A 15,644-nucleotide genomic window follows, 5' to 3' on the forward strand; every position below is an offset into this window, starting at 1 on the left:
TCGATTAGGGAAAATTGCTCTGGTATGATCTCCATACTCGATAGTTTACTCGCTCAGGCCATTAGTGTTAACAGGCCCTAGCAGCTCTACTACTGGAGCGGCTTGCAAGGCCGCGGCGAATTCGTCCGACTCGCACTGGAAGATGCCGGCGCCAACTACACCGACGTGGCGCGCGTCGAAGGCGACGAGGTAATGACCGATTTTCTGGAAGGCGACCAGGCGGGCACACAGCCGTTCGCTCCGCCTTTCCTCAGCGTTGGCGATAGGGTGGTGGCGCAGGTCGCGGCGATCCTGCATATCATCGGGCCGCACCTGCAGCTGGTGACGGAATCGGATGCCCAGCGCATCCAGGCATTGCAGTTGCAACTGACCATCACCGATCTGGTGGCCGAGGTAGTTGCAGCAGCACGTGGCCGAGCGGCCACGTATCGCCGCCTATCTCGCATCCGCGCGACGGGTGGCGTTCAACACCCATGGCATCTTCCGCCGCTATCGGGAATTGGACGCGGCCTAGGTGTTACGGCGGCGCAGCGCGCGGTGCATGCTGCCGAGCTTGCGTTGTTTCCATGCAGGCAGCGCGTGCACACCGCTGCCTGCAGCAGCAGTGCTTTTTGACCAATCGACAACGATTCCAACGCAGGATGGACAAAGCGATAACGGCCACGTTCGTCGCCTAGCACCTTGATCGGCTGCGCCGGATCCGGTGTGCGTAGCAGCAGATGATCGATCACATCGATCACGCGATCGTTGAAGTAACGATCCGACGCACCCAGATTGGCATCAGCCCGCTGGAATAGCGGGTAGAAACGCAGCTACCTGCGCACCGATGCGCGTGCATCCACCTGGGTGAACGCTGCCACATAAGGCGCATAACGCGCCGCATTGGCCTGATCGATCACGACACCGCCAGCGGCATCGGACACCTCAGACTCGCCCGGTACCGGCTGCAGCACCGAAGCGCTCGGCTGAGAGCTCCTGCATCGGATGGCGTGGGCCCGCCGGCACTGGCGGCGCGCGTGTCACTGCGGCTGCCACGGCGCTTACCGTCTGGCTGATCGGCGCAGGCAACGCGCCGGGCACAGTGGATGACCCGCTGAGTAGCCACCAGGCGGCGCCCAGTGCCACTGGCACCGCCAGCAGCCACGGCCAACGCGCAGACTTCGATTGCATCGTAGAACTCCTTGCATCGCCAACATCCAGGGGGTGACCATGCGATATCGCGATGGTTCCATTGATTCGTCGGTCGAGGCGCTGTGCCCTCACCGCACCAGAGAGTTGCTGGTTGCTTACGTCTTAAAATGACTGAAAAAACGTCGCGCCAGTCGGCAGCTGGGTGTGGACGGCGCGCTCGGCGTCGCAGTGCCCGCGTGAGACATGCCGCACCGAGCACCGGCCGCGCCCGCCTGGCGGTGAGCGTCGTCGTTTTGTCGGCTACTCCAATAACCCCACATGGATTCGCAGCCGTCGGCGTCGCATGCGCGGCAGCACCGCTTGCCCTGAAACCCGGCGCGTTCTAGCCTTCGCCGGACTTCACTGCCAGGACCACCTGTGAATCCTCGCTTACTGCTGGCCTTGGCCGTCGTTGCCGGCACCCTGTCGTTGACGGCCTGCCGCCAGGATGCGGCGCCGCAGGCCAAACCCGCCGCCACCAAAGCCGCCCCTGCCGAAAGCGCCGACCAGTTCGTGACGCGCATCAGCGCCGAATACAAGGCCGCGTATCCGGAACTCACTGCAGCGCAGTGGCTGTCGTCGACCTACATCAATGGCGACTCGCAATTGCTGGCGGCCAAGGCCAATGAGCGCCAGCTGGCACAGCTGGACCGCTGGATCGAACAATCCAAACAGTACGCAGGCCTCCCGATGTCGGCCGACAGCGCGCGTGCACTGCACTTGCTGAAATTGATGAGCGCCCTGCCCGCGCCCCGCGACCCGACCAAACTGGCGGAACTCACGCAAATAGCGGCCAGGATGCAAGGCGATTACGGCGCCGGGCGTTACTGCATCGGCAAGGGCGAGCAGCGCCGCTGCCGCCAGTTGGGCGAACTGCAACAAGTGTTGGCGCGCAGCCGCGACTACAACGAACAACTCGACGCCTGGCAGGGCTGGCACGCCACCGCACAACCCATGCGCAAGGACTATCAACGGTTTGTCGAGCTCGCTAACGAAGGCGCGCGCGGCTTGGGTTTTGCCGATGTGGGTGTGCTGTGGCGCAGCGGTTACGACATGCCATCGGCGCAACTGGCCAGCGAAACCGAGCGTTTGTGGGAACAGGTCAAACCGCTGTACGCGCAACTGCAGTGCTACGCACGCGGCAAGCTCCATACGCAGTACGGCAAGGACAAAGGCGAGGTCGCGGGCGGCATGTTGCCCGCGCATCTGATGGGCAATATGTGGCAGCAGGACTGGAGCAATCTGTGGGATCTGCTGCAGCCGTATCCGGGCGCCGGCGATCTGGACATCACCGCTGCGCTGGAAAAACAGTACCAGGGCAATCTGAGCGCGGTGCTGGCACGCACCGTGGCCAATAACGGCGGCGAAAGCGGTAGCGGCGCACGCTTCCAGGCCGAGCGCGAAGCACAACTGCGCACCGCAAAACAGATGACCGAGCGCGCGCAGGAGTTCTACACATCGCTCGGCATGCCCAAACTTCCCGACACCTATTGGCAACGCTCGCAATTCATCAAACCGCTGGACCGCGACGTGATCTGTCACGCCAGCGCGTGGGATATGAATATGGGCGGCGATGCGAACCAGAACATTGGCGCGGACGTGCGCACCAAGATGTGCATCAACCCGACCGAAGAAGATTTCACCACCATCTATCACGAGCTTGGCCATCTCTATTACGACCTGGCCTATAACCCGTTGCCGCCGCTGTTCCAGAATGGCGCTAACGATGGCTTCCACGAAGCGATCGGCGACACCATCGTGCTGGCGATGACGCCCAAGTATCTGCAGTCGATCGGCATGGTGGGCGAACAGCAAACCGGCCGCGAGGCGCTGATCAATTCGCAGATGCGCATGGCGCTGAGCAAGGTCGCCTTCCTGCCGTTCGGCTTGATGATCGACCACTGGCGCTGGGGCGTGTTCGACGGTTCGATCACTCCCGAGCACTACAATCAGGCCTGGTGGGCGTTGAAAGCAAAGTATCAGGGCGTGGCACCGGTGAGCGCGCGTGGCGAAGAGTTCTTCGATGCCGGCGCAAAATACCATGTGCCTGGCAACGTCCCGTACACGCGTTATTTTCTCGCGCACATCCTGCAGTTCCAGTTCTACAAAGGCCTGTGCGAAGCCGCCGGCCAACCGGCCCCGCTGTACGAATGCAGCTTCTACGGCAACAAGGAGGCCGGGCAGAAATTCTGGTCGATGCTGCAGCGTGGTTCCAGCCAGCCGTGGCAGACCACGCTGAAGGAACTCACCGGCAACGACCGCCTGGATGCCGGCCCGATGCTGGAATACTTCGCACCGATGAACGAGTGGTTGAAGCAACAGAATCAGGGGCAATTGTGTGGCTGGCAAGCGACCGTACCTGTCAAAGCCGATGCAGCTGGCTTGACGATTACGCGCTGAGCCTTGCTGCGTATATCGTGCGAGCGCCCTATCGCGCCGCAGGGCGATCCCTCGCTTGCGTCGGATCTTCGGCTGTCGCAACGACTGCCTGCGATCACCCCTGGAAGATTTGCTTCAAGGCACTGCAGATCGACATCGCCAATTCTTACTGCTGCTGGATGCCGAACGCAATGGAGCGGTCGAAGTGTCTGGCCCACATGATCCTGCGCAGCGAGGAATCGACAATACGGATCGATGCCCGAATCCGCTGGGCATCGATGCGTAAGCTGCCCTCGATCGAATGTTGCACCTGCGCGCGCGCGTGGAGTTCTGCGGACGCGCCCCTCTCACTTTGGGTCACCGATGAGACGAGCGGAACGGTAAAGACTTCTCCGAACGCCTGGAACAACTGATCAAGTAATTCTTCGTAGAGACCATCGGCGAAGGCCTTCCCCTCACCGCGCTCGGCAATATAGTGAATTGGATGGATCATCAGACGGCTGCTGGTGACGGAAGCTGCTGCATTCTGCCGAGCGATAACTGGCATGTAGCGACCCACAGGGATTTTGATCGCCAGCGCGGCGCCCGCGCCCTGCATGCAGTAATAAGCATTGAGACGCTGGCGCAGACGTCCGACCTGCACCCTGACCACTGGATCCTCAGCCGGCTGATACTGCGCCGGATCGCGATCAAAGACCGCGATTCCAATGGCGTATTCGTTGGTATTGCGTGTGTCGCCAAAAATGACTTGCTCGACGAGATACCGGAGGAGTCGTCCCATCCTAGGAGCCTTGATGAATGCCTCACTCTTGAGCAGGGCATCACAGGCAGATCGAATTTCTTGTTCGTCAATCCCACCCGTCCCCTCGATCACAATATACCCTCGTCAGTCGCTGTTACTCCTATCACGCAGGGCACGACCAGCAGCTTTATGCGGCAGTCGTCGAGCAACTATCAGCACCAATGCAGCTCGCTTACGCGCCACGTGTATCACGGCAATACCCGGACGCAGCGAACGGTCCACCAGCAGGAGTTGGATACACGATATAGCCATCCGATTCAAAGCGAATTCATAGAATTAACCACTAAGCGAGCACATCCGCTCTGGATTGCAGTAACTCCGCAATCGGCTCCCGTCAATTTGACTCAGAGTTCACCAAAAATTTTCTTGGACCAATCGTATCGGCAGACGTGACAGACAGCGAACATGAGGCGTCGTTACTGGCGAAGATACCGCGAAGCTACGGTAACGATACTTGTGTACCGGCCCAACAGCGACCTAGGATTTGCCCATCGCATCGCACACCACCGCCGCAGCAAGACGCGTTCATTATGGAGAGCTCAATGGCTGACTCACTCCCCGCAGACATCATCCAGGCCATCGCCATATCGAATGCGAAATCCATCGGCGAGCAGCCGGCGGTGCTGGCCAACCTCGCACTCGCCCAGCAGATCTTCAACCAGAACATGCAGCAGCAGATCTCGCTCAGCCAGCAGCAGGCGATGAATCAGGTACAGATGGCCGCTGCGGCCAGATGCGTCGCGATGATCGAGCGTACCGACGATTGCAAGAACCAGACCACCATCGACCAGATGGTCAAGGACATCGAGAAACTCATCAAGGACATGGGTGTCATGCAGACGCAACGCGACGCTGTCCAATAAGCGGCAGCAACTGCGCATGTGCATCCATCACGCGTGCAGTTCATCCGGGCCGATCGATCCTGCGATGAAAGCATCCTCCCCAAACCGGGGCTGCGGTAGGCAAGCCGCTTCTCGTCCATTCCATTCCATGCTAGGAGAATCACCATGCCTTTGCCCGATTAAGTAGTGAGCGCCGTCGCGATCGGCAACCTGAAAGCGATCTCGGAACAACCCGCAATGCTGTCCAACCTGGCCTATTCCAATACCTTGGCCAACACCAATCTGTCCCAGCAGAACGCAGTGTCCAACCAGCAGGCGATGAACGAACTTGGCATTTCCATCGTCGCCAAGGCGTCCAACACCATCAGCAACCTGGGGCCGCTGGAAGCACGCTCGGCCGTGGAAATTCTCACCAACGACGAACTCGCGCAGACCATCGCCGATATGAAGGCCACGCTGCAGGCATTCAGCACACGATCGTAAGCGGTCGTTTGGTCATAGAACGGAGCAAGGACCATGCTAGAAGAAGAGGTAGTGAGCGCAGTGGCAATCGGCAACCTGAAGGCGATCTCTGAACAGCCTGCAATGCTGTCCAACCTCGCTTATCCCAATGTATTGGCCAGCAACAACCTCGGGCAGCAGAATGCCATTTCCAATCAGCAGGCTGTCACCGAACTTGGCATACCGGTCGTTGCCAAGGCCACCAACAGCATCAGCACCATCTGCCCGCTGGAAGCACGCTCTGCAGTGGATATCCTGACTGCAAACGAGCTTTCGCAGACCATCGCCGATCTGAAAGCGACAATTGCCGCGTTCAGCACGCCAACCGGAGGAAAGCTGCCCGCCGGCTGGTGGCAAAAGTTGATGGCGCTGCTGGAAATGAAACTGAGCGTGGATCAGCAAGGTCGGCTGGTCATTCCACCGCCGGGACCGGTGATCTTCATCCCTGGAAACATTGCCAAGGAAGACATCAAGATCAACCTCGATAGTCTTGGCGTGACCATTCAGGTCTCTTCATCAAAACGGTGAAAGCGTAGTGGCAAGGGTGGGGGTGGTCACACGTGCCCCCACCCCTCTTCGGATGAGAACTCATGCAGATCGACATCACAGTAACCGACAACACGGCTCCACCGTCTCCACCGGATCCGATCGTCTGCGCACTCGCACTGACTGGCTTGGCTGCATCGCAACAAGGGTCGCTGCTGTCCAATCTGGCCTACTCCAATCAAGTGACCAGCAACAACCTGGCGGCGAAAACCCAGCTGGCCCATCAGGATGCGTCGAATCGACTGCGCCAGTCCATTCTGGCCAACGCGGTCAGGAGCGTGCAGAGCGCCAATCCGTCCGCTGCTAGATCCGGCGTCACCGTCTTATCCTCCAATGCCGCAGCACAGAGCATCGCCGACCTCCGCGCGGCCGTGGCATCTGCGCAAGCTCCCACCGCAGTGGCGGTGCAAGCATGAGCGAGGAGCCCGCCGATATCCCCACTCCCATGGCGCAGCACAACAGCCAGATGCTGGAATTGTTGGAAAACCGCGTGATCAACGGCATGCAGGCGGCGCTGCAGCCCTGCAACTACTACGTGATCCGACATCGCGAAACCGGCGTCATCGCCACCACCGCTTCGACGACGGCCAGCAATGCGCACGACGCGGTGTTCGGCCCCAGCACATTTCCTGCGTGCAACGCGTACATCAATTCAACAGTTGTCACCCAGCTGGCTTACACCAGCCCTGCGTTCCACTCGCATCACCCATCCAAATCTTCCACGACACCATCGCCAGCAGAAGGAGCGTCCCCATGAGCCAATCAGAATCCATCGAGCAACTTGGGCAAGCGGTCACCGAGATCGCAGATTCGATGACCAAGGTCGCCACCAACGTCGCACTGCTGGGCGTGGATGGAGATGCCGACGAACAGATGCGCATCATCACCGAGGAGAACAACAAGGTCTTGAACCGCATTCGCCAGCTCTACCACCTACCGCCACCGCCACCGCCACCGCCGGAGAACTAGCATGGTTGCCAACGGTTCGATCGTAACGGCTCCGCTCGCGGCCGCCGATGCACTGAATGCCACCGCGATTCCGAGTGCCCAGGCAGCCTATGCGCTGATGACCCAAGTGCTGCAAAACGAACCCTCGCCGCTGATTTTTGGCTCCCTGGCCTTGAGCGCCGGTGCGATCATGCTTGGACTGCAGGCGTATGAATCCACCACCGCAGCAGCTGGCGAGGCCGGGCTCACAGATGGAGCGCTCCGATAGTCGGCGGCCATTGCCCGTCCAGGTGCTGGTGGTGGCTTTCCCTGCTGCATACGAGCAGTACCCGCAATCGCAGCGGCTAGAGACGCAGTGTTTTTTTCTTGTTCATGCAGACGCCACGCAGGTTCGCATTGCCTCTTATGACACCCGATGGTTATCGCTTGAGGATCCGTCCCAGATCGCCCCGGGCCTGACCCAGATCAACTACCGGACAACCGATAACACGTTGGCGCGTCGCCAAATAGCGGTTCCGATCCTGGTGAATGAAGAACGCTACGAAGTGGAGTTCGTGCAACAGGCAGGGCATTTGCTGCAGACCCAGATGGTCCAGGTATTGAACTGCCCGTTGAATCTGGAATGCCTGATGGCCGTTATTTTCATCGCAACCCTGATCAAGAAGATTCCATTGCCTCCGATCAAGTTGCTGGTTGCCTTGATCGCGGCCCTGGCGCTCGCGGCCCTGGGCGTGGTCATTGCGCTGATCAGGCGCAGCTTCGCCGATGTACCCGAGCCCAGACCGTTGTCCACCGAAACCAATGGCACTCCCATAGTGCTGTTTCCCGGAATGTCCCTGTTGCACGGTCTTCCACTCCAAGCCATGCGCGCGGAAAACCAGACCATCGCATTGCAGACCATCAAGGAAATGTATTGGTTGGTCAAACAAGTGACCGAATCTTGAAAACCGATTCGGTCATCTCGCTTCAACCAGACGATCTCGGCACCACCGCGTCCAGCATTGGACTTTTCAACATCATTCCGGAGCACAGAACATGGAAATGAGCGATATCCTCATGCAGCAATCGTCGTGGACCTGGCACATCATGGCCAGTTCGGCCAATCTCGGGGAGATGATCCGCGAAGATGCGCTCACCTCGGTCAACCTCACCACGATCAATCAGCTTCCCCATGAAAACAACCTCCCGCTGCATACCACCAGTTTCCAAGGCGCTCACCTGGAACGCGAGTATGGCGCAGACTGGATGTGGCGATATGGCGAAGGCAATGCCTGCCTGATCCAGCCAAAACGCCTGGATGTGGTGCGCCGTCTGGACCTGCTGCCCTACACCTTCGACATGCAGCAGATGGCGGAACTGATCGACTGCGCCAACATTCTGGGCACCACCCACAACATCGATGCGATCCATTACTACGTGCTCTACAACTCGATGATCCCCAAGCTGGAGTCCAGGGAAAAGTTCATCGGCTGCACCTGCGTCAATGCCTATCTGCTCTTTTCCTACATCGAGAGCAGCGGCTTGCGCGCCGGGCAGAAGGAAAAGACTTTGTCATTCCAATCCTTGATGGCAAGGAAAGAGCTGAACATCGGTCCCTGACTGGGCATGTTTCCCTGATCCCATAAGACTGACAAATACACCGACTGCGCACGCCGCCAGGCGCGCGCGGCTGGCACTGGGAATCCGCGTTGTACCGCTCGTGCACTTCGGTTGCTCCGCGCCCACCTGGCAACTGCACGCTCCCCGCTGTGAGCCGCTCCACGTCGGGCGAGCGACGCCGGCGCTGCGCGCGTCAATTGAGTTTAGCGCCGCCCTGCAAACGTGCACTCAGCCTGTTCTTGAACTGCTCGAACTCCATCCCATCGGCTTGGGCCTCGGCATGCGCGGCGTCCTTGAGCGCGTCCGAATAGGTCAGCCGCACCGGCGTGCCCTGGCGCTCGTGCAATTCGGCCGCGCGCATGATCAAGGCCAATACCTGCGCGGCGCTGGTGCTTTCGCCGGCGATGCGGCCGTCCATGCCCAGTACCCACTCGCCATCGCGACGGACGATGCCGGCCAGCAGTGTGCGTTGCTGGTCGCGCAGTTCGGCATGCGCTTCGATTGGCGAATCGGCAGTGACCTTGGCGATGGCCTGGTTGCGCTGGCGCTCGGCGGCGCGCTTGCGGGCGTCGCGGCGCAGCTTGGAATCGATGGACATGCAGGCTCCTGTGAGGTCAGAGGTGGTCGGCCGGCTCCAGAGGCACTGCCTCTTCGGCCTGGCGGCGGCGCAGAAGGCGGCCACTACGGCGCTCCCAGCACCAGAATAGCCAGCCCAGCAAGAAAAAACCGTTCATACCCAGCGCCAGTTGGCGCGGGTGTTCACTCAGCAGCGGCGACAGCACCCCGGCCACCAGCGTATTGGTCATCAGTTGGGTGAAGGCCTGCAGCGAAGAGGCCAGGCCACGCTGATGCGGGTACATGTCCAGCACCGCCAGCGCCAGGATCGGGAAGATCAAGGCCATGCCCACGCCGGCCAGGAAAATCGGCAACACCGCCCACGGCAGGCTGATCTGCGCCACCGAGAAGGTGTAGCCAAGATTGGCCAGCGCCGCCACGCCGCAGCACATGAAGCCGATGCGGATCTGCCGCGCCGGGTCCATGCTGCCGGCCATGCGCCCGGACAGGAACGAACCCAGCGTCATGCCGCCGATGGTGGGAATGAACAACCACGCAAAGTCGCCCTCGCTCAGATGCAGATGACCCATGATCAGCACAGGCGCCGAGGCGATGTACAAAAAGATGCCGGCGAAGTTGAACGCTCCCGCCGCAGCCAGGCGCTGGAAGCGCGGGTTGAAGCCGATCCGCACGTAGTCGCGCATCAAGCGGCGCAGCTCCAGCGGCGTGCGCGCTTCCACCGGATGGGTCTCCGGCAGCCAGGTCATCGTCGCAATCAACAGCACCAGCCCGAACGCCACCAGAAACCAGAAGATCAGCGGCCAGCCGGCACCGCTGAGCAGGATCCAGCCGCCGATGATCGGCGCGATGGCCGGTGCAATGCTGAAGATCATCGACACCTGGCTCATCAGCCGTTGCGCATCAGCGCCATGGAACAGGTCGCGAATCACTGCCCGCCCAACGATCATGCCCACACCGGCCGACAGGCCCTGCAACGCGCGGAACGCCAACAACGTGGGCAGATCCTGCGACAGTGCGCAGCCCACCGAGCCGGCGATGAACAGCACCAGCCCGCCCAGGATCACCCGCTTGCGGCCCCACGCATCGGACAACGGCCCGTGCGCGATGCTCATCAGCCCATACGCGAGCAGATAGAAGCTGATGGTCTGCTGCATCGCCACCTCGTCCACCGCCAGGCTGCGGCTGAGCCGCGAGAACGCCGGGAAGATGGTGTCGATGGAGAACGGGCCGAACATCGCCAACCCGGCGAGCAGCAGCGCCATGCGACGGGTGGAAGGCGTGGTGGGGGTCATGCAGCAGTCCGAAACGTGGTGCAACGGGGACGCACACCAGCATCCGCGCGTCGCGGCGCCCGGAGGATCACAAGGGCAAAGATGATAGGCGCTCGCCGTTGCCAGGTTAAGCGGACGCAAGCATAACAGCCGTGACGCGACAGGCGCGGCGGGTGCGCCCGGTGGTGCAGACGCACGCTATAATCGGCCGGCAACACGGTGGGAGAAGCGGCACTGCCGCTGCCGAAGGCGCAACAGCCCGTAATCGCTCAGGCCCGATACCATCCGTAGTACAACTCTGGAGAGACCGGCCGATGCCGGCGCCGAAGGGGCACGGAACGCAGGCAGGCCCAGCGCCATACCGCGTTTTTAAACTCTCAGGCAAAAGGACAGAGGGGCGCGAGGAAGACTGTCGCTGCGACAGGAGGTGATGCGCTGTGCGCGTCACGCCGGTCGGGGTGCCTGTTGACCATTCGTCTGCCCCCTGCCCCGGATGCCCGCCATGTCCCAGCCTCTGCCTTCCCTGCGCGACCTCGAACACCACAGTGCGTTCGTCGAACGCCATATCGGCCCCAACGACGCAGAAATCGCACAGATGCTGGGCGTGGTCGGCCACGCCTCGCTGGATGCGATGACCGACGCCATCGTGCCCGGCAACATCAAATCCGCGGCCGCCCTGGCGCTGCCCGAAGCGATCACCGAAGAAGAAGCGCTGTCCAAGATCCGCGCCATCGCCAGCAAGAACCAGGTGCAACGCACCTTTATCGGCCAGGGCTATTACGGCACTCATCCCCCGAAGGTGATCCTGCGCAACATTCTGGAAAACCCGGCCTGGTACACCGCTTATACGCCGTACCAGGCGGAGATTTCGCAAGGCCGCATGGAAGCGCTGATCAACTTCCAGACCCTGTGCGCCGACCTCACCGGCATGCAGATCGCCAATGCCTCGCTGCTGGACGAAGCCACGGCTGCGGCCGAAGCGATGACGCTGGCCAAGCGCTCGGCCAAGTCCAGGTCCGAGACCTTCTTCGTGCACGACGCGGTGCACCCGCAGACGCTGGAACTGCTGCGGACGCGCGCCGAGCCGCTGGGTATCGTGCTGCGCGTGGGCACGCCGGACGAAGCGCTGCAGGCCACGTGCTTCGGCGTGCTGCTGCAGTATCCGGACAGCTTCGGACACATCGGCGACCACGCCGCGCTGGCCGATGCGGTACACGCGCAAGGCAGCCTGGTTGCCGTGGCCACCGACCTGCTCGCGCTGACCCTGATCGCCGCGCCCGGCGAATGGGGCGCAGACATCGTGATCGGCAATTCGCAGCGCTTCGGCGTGCCGTTCGGCTTCGGTGGCCCGCATGCAGCCTTTATGGCCTGTCGCGATGCCTACAAGCGTTCAATGCCGGGCCGTTTGATCGGCGTGTCGATCGATGCCGCCGGCAACCCGGCGTATCGCTTGACCTTGCAGACGCGCGAACAACATATCCGCCGCGAGAAGGCCACTTCCAACATCTGCACCGCGCAGGTGCTGCTGGCGGTGATGGCCTCGATGTACGCGGTCTACCACGGCCCCGAGGGCCTGACCCGCATCGCGCGGCGCACGCACCGGCTGGCCGCGATCCTGGCCGCTGCCTTGCGCAGTGCCGGCGTCACCGTGGGCGAGCGTTTCTTCGACACCCTGCACGTCACGGCGATCGATGCCGATGCCATCCACGCCAAAGCACGTGCGGCCGGCATCAACCTGCGCGCGATCGACAGCGAAGCGGTGGGCATCAGTCTGGACGAAACCAGCACGCGCGCCGATGTGGTTGCGCTGGCCGCGTTGTTCGGCGCGCAACTAGCCGATGCACAAGCAGGTGCGAGTGTCGCCGAAGGCAGGATGCCGAGAGCCACGGTGGACGCGCTCGATGCCGTAACCGCCGATGCGTTGCCGCAAGGCCTGCTGCGCAGCAGTGCATTCCTGACCCACCCGGTATTCAACACCCACCACAGCGAGCACGAGCTGCTGCGCTACATGCGCTCGCTGGCCGACAAGGATCTGGCGATGGATCGCACCATGATCCCGCTGGGCAGCTGCACCATGAAGCTCAACGCCACCGCCGAAATGATTCCGGTGACCTGGCCCGAGTTCGGCGCGATCCATCCGCTGGCCCCGGCCGAACAGTCGGCCGGCTATGCGCAGTTGATCGACGAACTGGAAGCGATGCTGGTCGAGTGCACCGGCTACGACGCGGTGAGCCTGCAGCCCAATTCCGGCGCGCAGGGCGAGTACGCCGGCCTGCTGGCGATTCGTGCCTATCACCGCTCGCGGGGTGAGGCCTACCGCGATATCTGCCTGATTCCCGAATCCGCGCACGGCACCAACCCGGCCTCGGCACAGATGTGCGGCATGACCGTGGTGGTCACCAAGTGCGATTCCAACGGCAATGTCGACGTCGAAGACATCCGCGCCCAAGCGGAAAAATATTCCCAGCGTCTGGCTGCACTGATGATCACTTATCCGTCCACGCACGGCGTGTTCGAAGAGGACGTAGTGGCCATCTGCGAAGCCGTGCACGCGCATGGCGGCCAGGTCTACACAGACGGCGCCAACATGAACGCCCTGGTCGGCGTGGCCAAGCCCGGCAAGTGGGGCTCGGATGTGTCGCATTTGAATCTGCACAAGACCTTCTGCATTCCACATGGCGGCGGTGGCCCGGGTGTGGGGCCGTGTGCGGTGAAGTCGCATCTGGCGCCCTTTCTTCCCAGAACGACAGCCTATGCCGGCATCCCTGCCGGCGAAAATCAAACAGCGTCCATCCATGGCCGCACGTCTCATCAAAGCCCGGTGGGCATGGTGTCCGCTGCAGCCTATGGCTCTGCATCGATCCTGCCGATCAGCTGGATGTACGTGACCATGATGGGCAGTGGCGGTCTGCGCAAGGCGACCCAGGTGGCACTGCTCAATGCCAACTACATCGCCAAGCGCCTCAGCTCCCACTACAAGACGCTCTACACCGGCCGTAACGGGCTGGTGGCGCACGAGTGCATCCTCGACATCCGCCCGCTGGAGAAGACCAGCGGCATCGGCGCCGAAGACATCGCCAAGCGCCTGATCGACTTCGGCTTCCACGCACCGACGTTGAGCTTCCCGGTCGCCGGCACGCTGATGGTGGAACCGACCGAAAGCGAATCGCAGCACGAACTGGACCGTTTCATCGACGCGATGATCCAGATCCGCGAAGAGATCGCCGCCATCGAAGACGGCCGCCTGGACCGCCACGACAACCCGCTCAAGCACGCCCCGCACACCGCAACCCAGGTGTCGGCCAGCGAGTGGGCCCACGCCTATCCGCGCGAACTGGCCGCCTTCCCGCTGCCCAGCCTCAAGCAGCAGAAGTACTGGCCACCGGTGGCGCGCGTGGACAACATCTACGGCGACAAAAACGTCATGTGCGCCTGCATCCCGGTGGATGCCTACAAGGATGATGTGGAAGCGTAAGCAACACCACCGTTCGGCACCTGCACACACGGCCAGATACAGCGTGGTCGGGAGGGCTGGGCACCAGCGGCCCCCTGCTGCGGCGAACCGTCGCCCCAGTGCACATCATGGGCGGCAAAGGCCCCGGTGGGGGACAGCCCAGCCTCCCCCCTTGCCGCCGGTGGCCCTCGGCTGCCGGGGATGCCGGGGCGCGCTCGCCCGGGCGTCGCATCCAGCGCTAAGGTTGAGCCTGGATCAAACGCCAGAGGGATGCTCATGCCTGGACCGATTCGCCTGGGAGACCCCACCACCGGTGGCGGCCGTGTCATCAGCGCCAGACTGGGAAACTTTTCCACCATCGATGGCAAGCCCATCGTGGTGCTGGGCGACCTGGCCAACTGTCCCCGCCACACGGGCATCTTTGCCTTTGTCGAAGCCGACCACAGCACCACCTTCAACGATCTGGGGATCGTATTGCAGGGCCACCGGCTGGCCTGCGGTTGTCATGCGCTGAGCACGGTCGGCACAAGCTTCGATGTCACCCCCACCACGCCGCAGGCCGGCGCTGCCGGTGCGGGCAGCGCGCAACGGGCGGCCAACGCCATCGGTGCCGGTCTGCTTGCCAACGCCCTGGGCGGTACCACCGATGGCGAACAACCGTTTTCGGGCCGGTTCGAGCTGCTGGATGAAGCCACCGGCCGCCCGGTCGCCGGCAGGCGGGTGCGCCTGAGCACTCCCAGCGGCAAGCAACTGGACTGCCAGACCGATCTGCAGGGACTGACACCGTGGCTGTCGAGCGATGTCGACGAACCGTTGATGTTTCAGCTACTGGACGCTGGCGAGCACAGCACCGCATGAGCGAAGACCCCGCACTGCCGCAGGACCAAGGCAGCCTGGCCGTGGACGGCCGCAGCAATCAGGCCGGCGTGAGCCGCGCCAAGCCGCAGGACATGGCGGTGTTATGCCCGATCATCTGCTCCTGCATCCGCGACCCGCTGACCGGCGTAGCCGGGCAGAAGCTCTACCAGATGTGCGTGTCCGGCAAGCTGCGCAGCCTGGACTGGTACCATGCCTCCCGCTACAAGCCCGAGGTGAACTACGACATGACCCAGCAGCCGCCCGCGCCGATCATGGACAGCGGCCTGGCCACCAAGACCCACGACTGGCTCAAGGGCTGGATCGACAAGCATTGGGGCGATCCGGCCAAGGGGCGCCCACCGTTTCGCCCACGCGCGGGGCTGATCCGGCGGCCGGACGTGGTGACCGTCATCGACCCCGCGCGGCCACCCACGCAGGACAACCTGGAGGACGTGATCGAGATAAAATTTCCGGGGGATCAGATGAGTGACGCTCAAATTCGGGACTACACCATCATCGCAGGCAAGCAGCCAGTGCTACTTGAATCTAGGGAGTGTAAATGCAGCAAGCAAGAGCAACCCCAGGAGAACGGCGTCCCGGTAGAGATCGAGCAACTTGCGCCGCTGGCGACCTTGGCTGCATGGCTGGCATTCCTGGCCTCCGGTGGCCGAACTCCTCTTCCTGCAAGGTGAGCAATG

Annotated in this window: 16 protein-coding genes, 2 pseudogenes and 1 riboswitch; of the genes and pseudogenes, 14 read left to right on the forward strand and 4 right to left on the reverse strand. The window is 62.1% G+C overall.

Features of this window, described 5'->3' with window-relative positions:
* Positions 1 to 102: 102 nt before the first annotated feature.
* Positions 103 to 514, forward strand: a pseudogene (locus XpopCFBP1817_RS05600) (thioredoxin domain-containing protein).
* On the opposite strand, the pseudogene XpopCFBP1817_RS05605 reads toward XpopCFBP1817_RS05600, so the two are convergent.
* A pseudogene (locus tag XpopCFBP1817_RS05605) lies at positions 465 to 1,170 on the reverse strand (DUF3014 domain-containing protein). The pseudogenes XpopCFBP1817_RS05600 and XpopCFBP1817_RS05605 sit on opposite strands and share 50 nt — an antisense overlap.
* A gap of 378 nt (positions 1,171 to 1,548) precedes the next feature.
* Here XpopCFBP1817_RS05605 and XpopCFBP1817_RS05610 point away from each other — a divergent pair.
* Entirely contained in the window at positions 1,549 to 3,570 is a 2,022-nt protein-coding gene (locus XpopCFBP1817_RS05610) for a M2 family metallopeptidase (protein WP_128416358.1), read from the forward strand.
* Between the two features lie 145 nt (positions 3,571 to 3,715).
* Here the strand turns inward: XpopCFBP1817_RS05610 and XpopCFBP1817_RS05615 are convergent, their stop codons facing one another.
* A complete protein-coding gene (locus XpopCFBP1817_RS05615; RefSeq protein WP_128416389.1) occupies positions 3,716 to 4,366 on the reverse strand; it encodes a hypothetical protein in 651 nt (216 codons plus the stop codon).
* 527 nt (positions 4,367 to 4,893) lie between these two features.
* On the opposite strand from XpopCFBP1817_RS05615, the gene XpopCFBP1817_RS05620 reads away from it, so the two are divergent.
* The 9 genes from XpopCFBP1817_RS05620 to XpopCFBP1817_RS05660 all read left to right on the forward strand — a co-directional run bounded on the left by XpopCFBP1817_RS05620 (position 4,894) and on the right by XpopCFBP1817_RS05660 (position 8,787).
* On the forward strand, positions 4,894 to 5,214 hold the full coding sequence (locus XpopCFBP1817_RS05620) for an FAD-binding monooxygenase (RefSeq protein ID WP_128416359.1): 321 nt from the start codon (positions 4,894 to 4,896) through the stop codon (positions 5,212 to 5,214).
* A gap of 165 nt (positions 5,215 to 5,379) precedes the next feature.
* Complete coding sequence (locus XpopCFBP1817_RS05625) at positions 5,380 to 5,676, forward strand: R body protein (protein WP_244171066.1); 297 nt, start codon at positions 5,380 to 5,382, stop codon at positions 5,674 to 5,676.
* A gap of 33 nt (positions 5,677 to 5,709) precedes the next feature.
* A complete protein-coding gene (locus XpopCFBP1817_RS05630; protein ID WP_128416360.1) occupies positions 5,710 to 6,222 on the forward strand; it encodes a hypothetical protein in 513 nt (170 codons plus the stop codon).
* A 62-nt stretch (positions 6,223 to 6,284) separates the two neighbouring features.
* The gene (locus XpopCFBP1817_RS05635; RefSeq protein WP_128416361.1) at positions 6,285 to 6,656 is read left to right on the forward strand and encodes a hypothetical protein; all 372 of its coding nucleotides are present in this window, start codon (positions 6,285 to 6,287) and stop codon (positions 6,654 to 6,656) included.
* Positions 6,653 to 6,997, forward strand: a complete 345-nt coding sequence (locus tag XpopCFBP1817_RS05640; RefSeq protein WP_128416362.1) for a hypothetical protein — start codon at positions 6,653 to 6,655, stop codon at positions 6,995 to 6,997. The genes XpopCFBP1817_RS05635 and XpopCFBP1817_RS05640 overlap by 4 nt, the downstream gene beginning before the upstream one ends.
* The gene (locus XpopCFBP1817_RS05645) at positions 6,994 to 7,209 is read left to right on the forward strand and encodes a Ras family protein (protein WP_128416363.1); all 216 of its coding nucleotides are present in this window, start codon (positions 6,994 to 6,996) and stop codon (positions 7,207 to 7,209) included. The genes XpopCFBP1817_RS05640 and XpopCFBP1817_RS05645 overlap by 4 nt, the downstream gene beginning before the upstream one ends.
* A gap of 1 nt (position 7,210) precedes the next feature.
* Positions 7,211 to 7,456, forward strand: coding sequence for a hypothetical protein (locus XpopCFBP1817_RS05650; protein WP_128416364.1), 246 nt, complete (start codon positions 7,211 to 7,213; stop codon positions 7,454 to 7,456).
* A 10-nt stretch (positions 7,457 to 7,466) separates the two neighbouring features.
* Positions 7,467 to 8,132 (forward strand): hypothetical protein, encoded by a 666-nt coding sequence (locus XpopCFBP1817_RS05655; RefSeq protein WP_128416391.1) that lies wholly within the window; start codon positions 7,467 to 7,469, stop codon positions 8,130 to 8,132.
* Positions 8,133 to 8,223: 91 nt separating this feature from the next.
* Positions 8,224 to 8,787 carry a hypothetical protein gene (locus XpopCFBP1817_RS05660; protein ID WP_128416365.1) on the forward strand — a complete coding sequence of 188 codons (564 nt, stop codon included), beginning with the start codon at positions 8,224 to 8,226 and terminating at the stop codon, positions 8,785 to 8,787.
* 193 nt (positions 8,788 to 8,980) lie between these two features.
* On the opposite strand, the gene XpopCFBP1817_RS05665 is transcribed toward XpopCFBP1817_RS05660, so the two are convergent.
* On the reverse strand, positions 8,981 to 9,385 hold the full coding sequence (locus XpopCFBP1817_RS05665) for a hypothetical protein (RefSeq protein WP_128416366.1): 405 nt from the start codon (positions 9,383 to 9,385) through the stop codon (positions 8,981 to 8,983).
* Positions 9,386 to 9,401: 16 nt separating this feature from the next.
* On the reverse strand, positions 9,402 to 10,655 hold the full coding sequence (locus XpopCFBP1817_RS05670) for a multidrug effflux MFS transporter (protein ID WP_128416367.1): 1,254 nt from the start codon (positions 10,653 to 10,655) through the stop codon (positions 9,402 to 9,404).
* Between the two features lie 267 nt (positions 10,656 to 10,922).
* Positions 10,923 to 11,037: riboswitch (glycine riboswitch) on the forward strand.
* Between the two features lie 99 nt (positions 11,038 to 11,136).
* On the opposite strand from XpopCFBP1817_RS05670, the gene gcvP reads away from it, so the two are divergent.
* The 3 genes from gcvP (at position 11,137) to XpopCFBP1817_RS05685 (ending at position 15,638) form a co-directional block, all read left to right on the forward strand.
* Positions 11,137 to 14,109, forward strand: coding sequence for an aminomethyl-transferring glycine dehydrogenase (gene gcvP, locus XpopCFBP1817_RS05675; RefSeq protein ID WP_128416368.1), 2,973 nt, complete (start codon positions 11,137 to 11,139; stop codon positions 14,107 to 14,109).
* Positions 14,110 to 14,364: 255 nt separating this feature from the next.
* Positions 14,365 to 14,946 carry a PAAR domain-containing protein gene (locus XpopCFBP1817_RS05680; protein WP_128416369.1) on the forward strand — a complete coding sequence of 194 codons (582 nt, stop codon included), beginning with the start codon at positions 14,365 to 14,367 and terminating at the stop codon, positions 14,944 to 14,946.
* Positions 14,943 to 15,638: a VRR-NUC domain-containing protein gene (locus tag XpopCFBP1817_RS05685; RefSeq protein WP_128416370.1), complete on the forward strand. Its 696-nt coding sequence runs from the start codon at positions 14,943 to 14,945 to the stop codon at positions 15,636 to 15,638. The genes XpopCFBP1817_RS05680 and XpopCFBP1817_RS05685 overlap by 4 nt, the downstream gene beginning before the upstream one ends.
* Positions 15,639 to 15,644: the final 6 nt, after the last annotated feature.

The sequence above is a fragment of the Xanthomonas populi genome, from assembly GCF_002940065.1.
Classification (GTDB): Bacteria; Pseudomonadota; Gammaproteobacteria; order Xanthomonadales; family Xanthomonadaceae; genus Xanthomonas; species Xanthomonas populi.

What these genes read in the sequence shown, in the direction of transcription:
- XpopCFBP1817_RS05620 (WP_128416359.1), top strand. Translation starts at nt 4,894, where the DNA reads ATGGCTGACTCACTCCCCGCAGACATCATCCAGGCCATCGCCATATCG.
- XpopCFBP1817_RS05630 (WP_128416360.1), top strand. Translation starts at nt 5,710, where the DNA reads ATGCTAGAAGAAGAGGTAGTGAGCGCAGTGGCAATCGGCAACCTGAAG.
- XpopCFBP1817_RS05635 (WP_128416361.1), top strand. Translation starts at nt 6,285, where the DNA reads ATGCAGATCGACATCACAGTAACCGACAACACGGCTCCACCGTCTCCA.
- XpopCFBP1817_RS05640 (WP_128416362.1), top strand. Translation starts at nt 6,653, where the DNA reads ATGAGCGAGGAGCCCGCCGATATCCCCACTCCCATGGCGCAGCACAAC.
- XpopCFBP1817_RS05645 (WP_128416363.1), top strand. Translation starts at nt 6,994, where the DNA reads ATGAGCCAATCAGAATCCATCGAGCAACTTGGGCAAGCGGTCACCGAG.
- XpopCFBP1817_RS05650 (WP_128416364.1), top strand. Translation starts at nt 7,211, where the DNA reads ATGGTTGCCAACGGTTCGATCGTAACGGCTCCGCTCGCGGCCGCCGAT.
- XpopCFBP1817_RS05660 (WP_128416365.1), top strand. Translation starts at nt 8,224, where the DNA reads ATGGAAATGAGCGATATCCTCATGCAGCAATCGTCGTGGACCTGGCAC.
- XpopCFBP1817_RS05665 (WP_128416366.1), bottom strand. Translation starts at nt 9,385, where the DNA reads ATGTCCATCGATTCCAAGCTGCGCCGCGACGCCCGCAAGCGCGCCGCC.
- XpopCFBP1817_RS05670 (WP_128416367.1), bottom strand. Translation starts at nt 10,655, where the DNA reads ATGACCCCCACCACGCCTTCCACCCGTCGCATGGCGCTGCTGCTCGCC.
- gcvP (WP_128416368.1), top strand. Translation starts at nt 11,137, where the DNA reads ATGTCCCAGCCTCTGCCTTCCCTGCGCGACCTCGAACACCACAGTGCG.
- XpopCFBP1817_RS05680 (WP_128416369.1), top strand. Translation starts at nt 14,365, where the DNA reads ATGCCTGGACCGATTCGCCTGGGAGACCCCACCACCGGTGGCGGCCGT.
- XpopCFBP1817_RS05685 (WP_128416370.1), top strand. Translation starts at nt 14,943, where the DNA reads ATGAGCGAAGACCCCGCACTGCCGCAGGACCAAGGCAGCCTGGCCGTG.